This is a genomic window from Clostridium intestinale DSM 6191, assembly GCF_900130055.1.
Lineage (GTDB): Bacteria > Bacillota > Clostridia > Clostridiales > Clostridiaceae > Clostridium_T > Clostridium_T intestinale.
This window is the reverse complement of sequence record NZ_FQXU01000008.1, coordinates 1-12220: the sequence shown is the minus strand read 5'-3', so window position 1 is coordinate 12220 and position 12220 is coordinate 1. Positions and strand designations below refer to the sequence as shown.

Here is a 12220-nt window from a genome sequence, read left to right as displayed (position 1 = left end):
TATATCTATTTTAAAACAGTTTATTATAATAGTTTTAACCTTTAATGTCATATCCAGTATTTTCTATACATATTTTTATTTGTTGTCTAGTTGCAGGTTCATTAAACTCTACTTCTACTGTACCTCTATTAATATCTACTTCAACTTCTTGAACTCCAGTTATTTTATCTAAAGAATTGCGAAGTTTAGTTCTGCTTTCAGAGTTTACAAGTCCCGAAACATCATAGTGAACTTTTTTCATAACTATTCTCCTTTCTATAATACTGATATCTATAGTATTATAGAAAAAACTTCTTTTATCCTAGTATATTATTGTTAACTTTTTCTTTTTCTAGTTTATATAATTTTAAAAATGCTAAACTTGATATAAATAATACTACTCCACTTAATGTCCATCCAATTGATATTGAATATTGTCTTGAAATATATCCTATACCTATAGAACCTACCATTCCTCCAAACTTCATAAATAATGATTCTAAAGATAGTAGCGTTGCTCTATTATCACTTTTAACTTCATTATTAAAAAGCGTATAATAAGGAGATTCTGACATTCCATTCACTGAATAAAGAACCAAATAACCTATGGCAAATCCTATAATATTATTTTGAAATGCCAAAATTATAAATAATATTCCTAAAATACTTCTTAGTATTATAAGAAGCTTTGCTAGATTGTTATCTACAAGTTTACATATATGACTGGATGCATAGCTTCCTAAAGCTCCCGCTAGAAAATATCCGCTACTTAAAACCCCTAATATTAAGTCACCACTCTCTAAACCTACAATAGTTTTTACCTTCGGTTGCCAAAAAGCTTCTAGTCCTGAAAAACCTATTCCCCAGGCAATGGCGGTTAGTAATAGTAAAAATATATATTTATTTTTCACGCCCTCCTTTACTGAGTTTTTTAATATAATAGGAAATGTTTTAAAGCTTTTTAAAATATCTTGTTTTCTATTTTCATATTCATTTTCTTTTATTAATACTATTGTGAGTAGTATATGGATTAGTAGTAGTAATATTTGAACAATAAAATTCCCTGAGTATATACTTAACCCCCATTTTGTATTGACTATACTACCTAAAGTCATAGGTAATATTCCTCCAACGATAGAACTTAGAGCTAAAAATATAAAGGTGAAGATTTGAACTATAGATAATGCCTTTTGTAGATTTTCATCAGGATATTTTTCTTTAAATTCATCTACAAACCAAGCATCTATTGTCCCTGAAGACAATGCCTGAACAACTCCATTAATTGCGGCAACTAAAGCTAACAACGTAAATCCGCTTACAAACATAAATAGAAAACTACATATTAGTGAAGCTGTCATTGCTATCATATACACACGTTTCCTGCCTATGGCATCTGACATAGCTCCCGAAGGCAGTTCCATTATGATTACCATAGCAGATTGAATAGAGATTAATAGTCCTACTTCTAAAAAATCCAGACCTTTATCTAAAAGAATCATTGTAATTACTGGTATAGTTAATCCCATTATGAGCCAATGGAAAACTCTATTAACAATATAAATTTTAATAAGTTTATTGTTTTTCATCTTAATTATTTCCCCCTTTGTTTTGATGTTTTTATTATATAATGTAGCCTTAACACCATATCAATAGGGTATTTTTTAAGTTTATAAACAAAAAAAGTGCAAACCATTGGGTCTACACTATCTTTTTCCATGAAATATATAGAAGTAAACTTTTTCTCCTTCTTGGAAGTAAGGTTCATATATTCCACCTTCATCAACTAAGTCAGATACAAATTCATTCCTCTTTTTATATCCAAGGCTGTTAATACTATCTTTAATGAAACTTTTACTAAAGTTTTTTCTATAGCACTCCTTAACATCACTGTTTTTATTAAAATTTTTAAATACTATATAAGAACCTATTAGTTCAGATTTCTCTTTGATATATCTCTCTAAAGAATTAAGCAAAAAATTCTCATGTTCAAAACCATAGTTGCTACTTCCAGAAATATCAAATAGTACATCTATTTGATTCTCTTTAATAGGTAAATTTAAGAAATCTGAACATATAAAAACAATATTTTTCTTTTCATCTGCCTTTTCTAAAGCTGATTTTAAAAATCTATGTCTATTTATATCATGATCTACAGCTATATAAATAGATGTAGAAGGAATATGTTCATACATTCTTCTTAAAAAAAATCCTAAACCTGAACCTAATTCTAACATTGTTCTATTTTCATATGTCTCAAGGTTTATATTTTTATATAATATTTCATGACCTTTATACATATTATCTAAATAATTAGAGTTTGTGTTATTTATATAGTCAATAATTCTTGTTTGCTTAATCTCTTCAAATTCTTGTTGAATTGTATCTACTATTAATATTCCGTCGTCAATTACATATTCTTCTCCACAATCACATTTAAGCTTTCCATTGATGACTTGGTTATTTTCTATGTTTCCATCAACTAATGAAAGATCTCCCCTACACTTTGCACAGCATAGATTAGATAGCACTTTTATATCAATACCTATCTTTCTTTTAGCCATAGTGCTTTTGCTAGATATCTCAGATATTTTTTCTTCCAGCATACCTTTATTTTTCAAAAGTAGCTCTATTTCAGAATCAATTTCTTCATATTTACTCTCAAATATTTCTTTATAATATTCATTTTCTTCATATTGAGTTAAACTTGCAAGCCTCTTATAGTAGAATATAGACTTAATTTCTTTTAGCTCAAAACCCATAGACTTAAATATAAGTATATCTTCTAAATCCTTTTGACAGGCTTCATCAAACTCATATTGAGTTCCATTTTTGCTAGGCAATATCAAGTCTAAGTTCATGTAATGTCTAATAGTATCTATACTTAACTTATTTATCTCTGAAAATTTCCCTATTTTCATCCTAAATCACTTCTCTAATTTTTTATTTTTTATTATTTGCTTAACCATATATATTATAAGCCTTATTATTATATATATTATAAAAATATATATAAATCCCAAAACACCTGCAACAACATCTGCAAATTCCATATTACCTCTTTTAGTAATCTTTTGTCCTATCTCAATCCCAAATACTATAACAAGTAATACTGTAAATGTATATATAAATGATATAACTGTTATACTATATTTCGCTATCCATTTAAATAAAGAATGGGTTATTGCAAATATAATTATACCTATCACTCCTATAATTATAAAATGTAACTGTTTATCATTAAACCCCCATTTTAGTTTATCAGTTATTACTTCTAAAAAATCATGTAAATTATTTACCATTTCCATTAGTATCTTAATTATTTCTGTCACTAACTCTCACCCCTTTATTTATTACCTAAGTATTATTTAAACCAATTTAAATGCATTAACCATGTCACTTAAATTTTCTGAAGAATATTCTAATACTCCTGTTGCTTGTTCCAATTGTTTTATTTCTTTTAGTATTTCTTGAACTAACTCTAAAGATTTTTCACTGCTACTTTCACTATTTTTAGTATCCATCTCTAGCTTGTCAGCAATTTCACTAGTACTTATTAATACTTCATTTATGCTAATACTTTGATTGTTAGTTATTTCTGCTATTGATTTCATTTTTCCATTTACGTAAGTTATATCTTTTTGAATTTTATCAAAAGTGGCTATAGATTCCCTTACCCCTTCTGTAGAACTACTTACTTTATCGTTTATTATATTAACATTGTCGAAGGCAGTCTTTGTCTCAGTTTGAACAGAAGTTATTAAATTAGCAATTGAGCTTGTAGCTTCACCTGTTTCTGCCGCTAACTTTGATATCTCATCTGCTACTACTGCAAACCCTTTGCCTACTTCTCCTGCTCTTGCTGCCTCTATTGTAGCATTTAAAGCAAGAAGTCTAGTTTGTTTGCTTATTGAGCTTATAACATTTATAACTTCATTTATTTCCACAGAACTATTCTGAAGCAAATTGATACTATCAACTGTTTTTTTCATAGTTTCTTCTAACTCATTCATAGATTTTAATACTTCTTGTGAATTTTTATTTGCCTCTAATGAGTGGTTGTTTGTGTTAGCCGTCTTTTCTGCTACTTCACTTAACAGGCTATCCATCTCTTGAATTGATGATGATATAACCGTAAAACGATCTTTTGACATTTGAAAAACTTCATTTTGACGTTGTGAATTATTCAATAAAGTTCCTACTGTATTTTCAATTACATTCATGCTTTTTTTAAGTTTTTTTGTTAATGATGATACTACTCCTGTTGACTCTTTAGCATCTTCTGATGCCATACCCATCCTTTTAACCATTACCATCTGATTATTTATAAATTTATTGAACCATCTTGATAATTCTCCTACTTCATCAGAAGACAATTTCTTTACTCTCTTAGTAAGATCCCCTTCACCTTCTGCTATATCTTGAAGAAGTTTTATAGTATTATCTAATGGTCTAACTACTAACTTTCTTACTAATATTAATGAAACTAGAGTTATAAATATCCATGTTAATAAGTCACCTATAATTCCAAGTTTACTCCCCATTAATGAAATTACATGTCCTAATATTATTAGTACCCCTGATGAAAAAGCCACTATTAGTGGAAGTTTAAGCCCTATACTTTTAAAATTATATATCTCAGCTATATCTCCTTCACACATCATTCCCCAAACCTCTTCACAATTTGGAGGCTTTATTATTGTTCCTTTACCTCCAACCATTATATGTCTATAGTCTGGATATCCTGGCCAACAATCTAAGTTTTCTTTATTCTCAATGGTTTTTCTAACACCATCATGTAACCTTCCTGTAGCTGGATCATTAAATATTATCTCAAATTCTGTATGACTTTTTATCTTAACGGCTCCCCATTTAGCCGTTTTAACACCATCTTTTAAATTCTCGCCTAAAGTAAATGTATTATCTTCAAATCTGCTTCTAGAAATAGCAGTTCCTGCCTTAATTCCTCTATTTGATTCAATCATAAATAAATAATTATCTCCTGAATCTTTATAAATATGAGTATCCTCATCTTGAATAACTGTACTCATATCATCATTAAGTACTCTTGCACAAAGCACTCTCTTGTTTCCCATAAAATTTTTATATGGAACTGAAAACATCAAGGTAACTTCATCCGCAAACTTCTTTTTAGATAAATCTAACTCCAATGTTTTAGCATCTATATATGGTCCATACATGAGAGGTTTTCCCTCTAGCCCTAATTCATAATTAGGTAAGTACCCCATATCCACTCCCTTATGATTAGTAAAGGTCGAAATATTTACCTTTCCATATTCGTCTAGAATAAATATTTCACAAAAATCCTGTACCTGAGATAGTTTATCCATAAGTGTAGCTAATATTGCTCCATCATCTTCTCTAAATGTGCTTACAAGATCTTTTGTCATTTCTAGCTGAACCCATTTGTCCTTAAACCAATTTTCTAAAGCCTTTTTTCTCCCCTTTGAAATTCCCTCAAATACATTTTCCGAATGATTTTTAAGTCTTCTGTTTAGTAAATAAGCTAATTGTAACTTCATATTTTTGCCCCCATTCCCCAAGTAAGTCGAATTAAATTTCGTTATTATATGTACATTTTCTCCCCAATATTTTTTACCGTTCGACTTTATACCTAATTATAAATCCTCTATTTTCTTACGTCAAATAAACATAAATACATAGATAATTATTTGTTTATCTAATTATCTAATTACTTACTTACCTAATTACCTCCTTACCTAATTAGATAATTAAGTATGCACTTTTATACTGTAGGAGCGCTTCTCAGCTCCATCAATTCCTTTTAACTTCTGCCCTGTAGAGACTTCTTCCCAAGTCTCATCAATTCCTTATAACTTTTAGCCCGTTGAAACACTTTATAATAAGGTGTAATGATTTAACACTTTATTTCAATGTGTAATGATTTAACACTTTATTTCAATGTGCATATAATTTTATATAGTTATATTTATTTCGGGAGGATTTGCTTTGAATTTTTCTAATCCATATCAAGTGCGTCAAGATACTAGTGCTTATGGAACTTCTTTTCCAAGTTCTTTTCCACCCCAACATCAACCCATTCAACCTGGCATAGAGGCTTTAATGACCCCAAGACCTATATTTGATAATCCTAACTATAAAGGAAGTGGTAAGTTAAAGGATAAGATAGCTATTATAACTGGAGGAGATAGTGGTATAGGTAGAGCCGTTTCTTTAGCATTTGCAAAGGAAGGATCTGATATAGTTATAGTCTACCTCTATGAGCATGAAGATGCTGAAGAGACAAAAAATTTAGTAGAAGCTCTGGGAAGGCGTTGCCTTTTAATTGCTGGGGATTTAAAAAAGGAAGACTTCTGTAAAAAAATAGTTGATGATACCATTAAAACCTTTGGTAAACTAGACATTCTAGTAAATAATGCTGCAATTCAATTCTATAAGCCAAATTTATTAGATATTACAGCAAAACAGCTTGAAGATACATTTAGAACAAATGTCTTCCCTCTCTTCTTCGTAACTCAAGCTGCATTACCTTATTTAAAACCAGGAAGTTCCATAATAAACACAGCCTCAGTAACTGCTTATAGAGGTAATAAGGACTTAATAGATTACTCTTCTACAAAAGGAGCCATTGTATCTTTTACTAGAGCCTTAGCTATAAACTTAGTTTCCCAAGGTATAAGAGTAAACGGGGTTGCTCCAGGTCCTGTTTGGACTCCACTTATTCCTTCAAGTTATCCAGCTGAGGAAGTTGAAAAATTCGGTAAGGATAGTCCTATGCATAGAGCTGCTCAACCGGTAGAATTAGCACCTGCCTATGTTTATCTTGCTTCTGAAGATTCTACTTACGTTACTGGAGAAATAATTCATGTAAATGGTGGCGGTTTTGTTGCAACATAAGTAAAAAAATAAATGCTGAAAATTAATTCAGCATTTATTTTTTATATTTATTTATTTTTTAAAAGTATACTACTTACATACTCTATAGATCTTTCTACTCTTTTTTCTTCTTGTTCATTGTTTAGTGAAAATCTTACTCTTATAGGAAACTCAATATCTATTCTTCCTGTTGATTTTATTAAATCTGATGTACTTAATACCTTCATATTAGTGGCTTTTAAGTAATCTTGAATTATTTCTATAGATTCACCGCTCCATCCATAAGAGCCAAATGCAACTCCTACTTTACCATCTAAATCTATATTCTTTAGCTCTTTAAGAACCTCTTCTATATTTCCTATCATATCTCCATATCTTGTAGATGACCCAAGAAAGATTGCATCTGCATCTTTAATAGCTTCTATAGCCTCTTCTTTAGAAACTTTACTTGTATCCATAATATCAGTAGCTATATCTAAATTTTCAAGATATTCTTTAATCTTACCAGCAAATTTTTTGGTATTTGAAGTCATTGTTGAATATAACACTAAGGCTTTTTTGCCTAGGTCTGTGTTTCTACTTAAAACATCGTACATTTGTATATACTTTTTAGCATCTTTTCTTAATATATAACCATGTGAAGGAGCTATAATATCTATATCAATATCTTTTATCTTATTTATCATTTTTTGTACATAGGTTCTATGTGGATGCATTATTAATGAATAATATACTGAAAAATCTTCATCTATATCTTCTTTTGCTAGATCATTAAAATACTCATAATTAGCTATGTGAGTACTAAATATATCACATGGATATAATATCTTATCCTCTTCACAGTAAGTTATCATAGTCTCTTCAGTATGAAGATATGGTGTTTCAAAAAATCTTAGAGTTTTTCCACCTATATCAAGTTTATCTCCATCTTTAACTATCAAGAAATTTCTTTTATGAAGCTTATACATCTCTTTTAACTCATATTCTGCTGGCTCTGTACAAACTATAGTTGCATTTTTAGCTTGAGCCGCAAGGCTACCTAATCCCCCTGAATGATCTGGCTCTGAATGATTTATTACTATATATTCTATTTCCATAGGATCAATCAAAGTCTTTAAGTTTTCCACATACTCTCTTCCAAAACTTATATCTACTGTATCTATTACTGTAGGTTTTTTAGTCTTAAGTAAGTAACTATTATAAGTTGTTCCTTTTGTTAATACTAATCTATGAAATGGAACATCTCTATCATCTACTTTTCCTATCCAGTAAGTATTTTCATTAAGTTTAATATTATTATTCATATTTAATTCCTCCATATTCATTTACTTATCTTATGAACTAATCTTATAGCCTTGGAGGTTTTAAAAATATGATTCAAATCAAATTTTAAATTTTTCTTCTATAATAATCAAAAGCTACTTCAATATTAAAACCCATTTTCTTATAAAGTTCAAATGCCACCTCATTATTACTATCAACATCTATTAGTATTTCATCTACATTCTTATGTCTTAATTCTATTAATATTAGTTTTAAAACTTGTTTCCCAAGTCCACTTCCCCTATATTCAGGTAATATTCCAAATCCAAATATAGTGGCTTCTGTTTCTTCAATATATACTCCAGCTAGTCCTATACATTCTTTTTTATATGTAACCTTGTATTGGATTCTATTATCAGCTTTTAAAGACTTCATTATATACCCCTTGGCTTCCTCTTCACTTTCCCCAAAGGACCTTTTGCTGATTTCAACTAATTCTTCTAAATCTTCATCTATTGCCTCTAAAATTTTTATATCGCTATGTTCTGTAGACTCTAGCTCATTTAAATTTCCTACATACTCCATACTGTACTCTGTGAATTCATATTCAGCATCTATTCCAGCCAAACTATCCTTAGCGGATTCTGGATTAAACTCTAATACAAATAATATTTCGTCTACATCATATTGTCTAAGTTCATTTTCAGCCTCTCTAAGCAGTTCCTTAAAGTAACCTTTTCCCCTATATTTAGGTAGTATAAATCCTTGAATTTCTGCTTCCTCTGAAGTTGGTACAAACATATATAAGAAACCAATGAGTGTTTTATCATCACTGTAATATAAAAAAGTATGGTTCATTTCCTGATTAAAGTTCAATGAACTATCTAGATTTATATCTCTTATTATATTGTCATTTTTCTTACATACTTTCTCTATTTTTCTTATCTCTTTGATCAGTTTTTTTTCTAATATTCCTGATTTTCTTTCTATCATAACGCTTATGCTCCTAATACCCCAATACAATTCTTTTAATCCATTATCCGAATTATACTTATTTAAACTTTATTATTAGTATATAATAAAGTTGGGTAAAATAAAAATTATTGATGAAAAGAGGGTAAGCTATGAAGAAAATTTTTTATGAAATTCCTGAAGGTTTCAAAATAGGAGCCTCCTCTTCTGCTTGGCAATCGGAAGGATGGAAAGGAAAAAAAGAAAATCAAGTTAGTTGGGCAGATGCTTTTTATAAAAGTGCTCCTAGCAAATGGTACGAAAGTTATGGACCAACCATTGCTACAGATTTCTATAGCAGGTATAAAGAGGACATTAAATTAATGAATAGTTTAAATCTCCAAAGTTATCGTACTTCTATAGATTGGTCCAGATTTATTGAAGATTATGATAATGTAATAGTAAGTGAAGATGCCTTAAACTATTATAATGATATGATTAATGAACTTATCGCAAACAATGTTCAGCCTATTATTTGTTTAGAACATTGGGAACTTCCTGATTACTTAATACAAAAATATGGTGGTTGGGGAAGTAGAAAGGTAGTTGATCTCTATTTAAGATATGCTGAAAAAGCCTTTGAAGCCTTTTCTGATAGAGTAAAGATATGGTTTACTTTCAATGAACCTGGTGTAGTGCCTAACCTAGGTGTAGCTGAAGCCATATGGTATCCTTATAAAGTTAACTTTAAAGAATCTGTTCAGTGGAATTATCACAAAGTATTAGCTACAGCACTAACTGTTAAACTCTTTAAAGAAAAGGGATATAACAAAGATGGGGGTAAAATTGGTATAATACAAAATGTTGCTCAAGTTTATCCTAGAAGTAATAGCGAAGAAGATATTAAAGCTGCACATATGGCTGAGTTGTTTGCAGATAAAACATACTTAGATCCTTGTATAAAGGGGGAGTTTCCATCCCTTTTATTTGAAACTTTAGAAAAACATAATTGTTTACCTAGTTATACAGATGAAGACTTAGAAATAATAAAAAACAACACTGTGGATATACTTGGAGTAAATTTTTATGGACCAAATAGAGCTAAAGCAAAAGCTACAAAATGGAATGATGAAAATCCATTTAATCCTTCATATTATTTTGATAGCTGGTCTATGCCTGGAGCTACTATGAATCAATCTAGAGGATGGGAAATATATGCTAAAGCTTTCTATGATATAGCTATAAATATAAAAAATAACTATAGAAATATTGAGTGGATGATAATGGAGAACGGAATGGGAGTCCACGATGAATATAAACATAAAGATTTAAAAGGACAGATACAAGATGATTACAGAATAGACTACATTTCTGACCATCTTAGATGGCTATTTAAAGCTATAAAAGATGAAAATGCTAATTGCACCGCCTATCATATGTGGAACTTTACGGATAATGTATCTCCTATGAATGCTTTTAGAAATAGATATGGTTTTGTTGAGATAGATTTAAGTAATAATAGAAGTAGAAGAGTAAAAAAATCAGGTGAATGGATTAAAAAAGTTATTGATAGAGGCGGCTTTGAATACAAATCCTTTGAAGACGAATTAAAGTAATTCTAAATTAAGAGAGCATTTCTACTAAATGCTCTCTCTTTATTTTCCATCTAATACTCTTTATAAAACTCATTATTCTTATAAAATATTAGCTATGCATTTTTGCATTAATAATAGCTCCCAATATGTTTGCGTCATTATTATATTTACATCTCTTTATTTCTGTTGTTAAAAATGGAGTTCCGAATTCTTCTAGTACTCTTCTAAAGTTTTTTTGTATCAATTCAAGGAACCATTCCTCTTCTGATATTCCCCCACCAACACAAATTACCTCTGGGTTATAAAAGGTTGTTATAGTCACAAGTTGAGTACTCATATTATTAATCCATTCATCTACTGACTCTTTTGCAATACTATCTCCCTTTAAGTATCTTTCAGTAACTTCATGTCCATACTTCAGGCTTTCTATTTCTTCTACCTTATCGTTATAAATTTTAATTAAAGCAGTCATAGAACAATAATCTCCCTGCCTATCTATTTTATTTGTTTTAAAATTTATAAATGGCATATGATGAAACTCTGCTGCAAATCCATCTTTTCCATAAATAACATCCTCTGAGTTACATATACATCCGCCAGTACCTGTTCCTATTATAAGAAATGCCGAACTTTTACTTCCTTTAGCATTACCTATTTTAAGTTCACAAAGCCCTGCTGATTTGGCATCATTAATTGTCGCAACTCTTTTATTAGTTCTTGTAGCAACTTCATTATTAACATTTGTTCCGTACATAATTCTTACATTAGGAGCAGCATAGGATTTTACATTGGAGTAAGCATCAATTAGACCTGGTGCACTTATTCCTATAAAGTCAATGTTTTGTAATTCTTTGCAATTAGAACATAGGTAATCATAAAATTCATCTTTAGTATCAAATTTAATGGCTGGCACTTTCCATTTTTCAACTATATGATAGTCTTCGTCTACTAAAGCATACTTTATAAAAGTTCCTCCTATGTCTATTCCTAGTTGATATTTGCTCATTTTTACCCATCCCTTCAACATTAATATTTTCTTATTTATTATATCATTTCCTTATCCTTACTTCTATTAATTCTAGAAATACTCAGCTTCATTTATATGCAAATTAATAAAGACTCAACAGCCGTTGAGTCTTTATTGTTATTTTTATTAAATTCTATATTAAGCTTGAGCTTCTTGTTCACTCTTAAGGTTCATAGCATCTACTTTCTTGAAGAATGGGAAGTATACTAATACAGATATAGTTATACATACTACTTGAAGTAAAGCCATTCTCCATCCACCCATTATTAATCCTCCGATTACTGGTGGTGTAGTCCAAGGAACAGTTACACCTGTAAATAGTGGAACTAATCCTATTCTCATAGCAAAATATGCTACTACTGCTGAAATTGTTGGTGCTAATACGAATGGTAAGAACATTAATGGGTTCATAACCATTGGGAAACCAAATATTATCGGTTCATTTATGTTGAATATTCCAGGCCCTATAGATAATCCACCTAATGCTTTGTTTTGGTCAGATTTAGAGAACCAAATCATTAGTATTGCA

11 protein-coding genes are annotated in these 12220 nt (G+C 29.9%); 2 read left to right on the top strand and 9 right to left on the bottom strand.

Translation table 11 applies throughout. The features are described from left to right. Positions 1–34: 34 nt before the first annotated feature. The 5 genes from BUA92_RS12840 to BUA92_RS12820 all read right to left on the bottom strand — a co-directional run bounded on the left by BUA92_RS12840 (position 35) and on the right by BUA92_RS12820 (position 5519). A complete protein-coding gene (locus BUA92_RS12840; protein ID WP_021804160.1) occupies positions 35–241 on the bottom strand; it encodes a heavy-metal-associated domain-containing protein in 207 nt (68 codons plus the stop codon). Positions 242–296: 55 nt separating this feature from the next. Further along, a complete protein-coding gene (locus BUA92_RS12835; RefSeq protein WP_073020078.1) occupies positions 297–1565 on the bottom strand; it encodes an MFS transporter in 1269 nt (422 codons plus the stop codon). Positions 1566–1682: 117 nt separating this feature from the next. Next, a complete protein-coding gene (locus BUA92_RS12830) occupies positions 1683–2897 on the bottom strand; it encodes a methyltransferase domain-containing protein (protein ID WP_073020077.1) in 1215 nt (404 codons plus the stop codon). Between the two features lie 6 nt (positions 2898–2903). Further along, positions 2904–3308 carry a hypothetical protein gene (locus BUA92_RS12825; protein ID WP_073020076.1) on the bottom strand — a complete coding sequence of 135 codons (405 nt, stop codon included), beginning with the start codon at positions 3306–3308 and terminating at the stop codon, positions 2904–2906. A gap of 36 nt (positions 3309–3344) precedes the next feature. Then, positions 3345–5519, bottom strand: a complete 2175-nt coding sequence (locus tag BUA92_RS12820) for a methyl-accepting chemotaxis protein (protein WP_073020075.1) — start codon at positions 5517–5519, stop codon at positions 3345–3347. Positions 5520–5967: 448 nt separating this feature from the next. Between BUA92_RS12820 and BUA92_RS12815 the strand changes: the two genes are divergently transcribed. Continuing rightward, a complete protein-coding gene (locus tag BUA92_RS12815; protein ID WP_423236811.1) occupies positions 5968–6876 on the top strand; it encodes an SDR family oxidoreductase in 909 nt (302 codons plus the stop codon). Positions 6877–6923: 47 nt separating this feature from the next. Here BUA92_RS12815 and BUA92_RS12810 read toward each other — a convergent pair whose 3' ends face one another. Together BUA92_RS12810 and BUA92_RS12805 are read right to left on the bottom strand one after the other, a co-directional pair. Next, the gene (locus tag BUA92_RS12810; RefSeq protein ID WP_073020074.1) at positions 6924–8159 is read right to left on the bottom strand and encodes an FprA family A-type flavoprotein; all 1236 of its coding nucleotides are present in this window, start codon (positions 8157–8159) and stop codon (positions 6924–6926) included. Positions 8160–8244: 85 nt separating this feature from the next. After that, complete coding sequence (locus tag BUA92_RS12805) at positions 8245–9111, bottom strand: GNAT family N-acetyltransferase (RefSeq protein WP_073020073.1); 867 nt, start codon at positions 9109–9111, stop codon at positions 8245–8247. 131 nt (positions 9112–9242) lie between these two features. On the opposite strand from BUA92_RS12805, the gene BUA92_RS12800 reads away from it, so the two are divergent. Beyond that, positions 9243–10685 (top strand): glycoside hydrolase family 1 protein, encoded by a 1443-nt coding sequence (locus tag BUA92_RS12800; protein ID WP_073020072.1) that lies wholly within the window; start codon positions 9243–9245, stop codon positions 10683–10685. An 88-nt stretch (positions 10686–10773) separates the two neighbouring features. Here the strand turns inward: BUA92_RS12800 and BUA92_RS12795 are convergent, their stop codons facing one another. Beyond that, on the bottom strand, positions 10774–11670 hold the full coding sequence (locus BUA92_RS12795) for an ROK family protein (RefSeq protein WP_073020071.1): 897 nt from the start codon (positions 11668–11670) through the stop codon (positions 10774–10776). Between the two features lie 159 nt (positions 11671–11829). Further along, positions 11830–12220, bottom strand: a 391-nt coding sequence (locus BUA92_RS12790) for a PTS transporter subunit EIIC (protein ID WP_139259342.1), incomplete at its 5' end; no start/stop codon positions are given.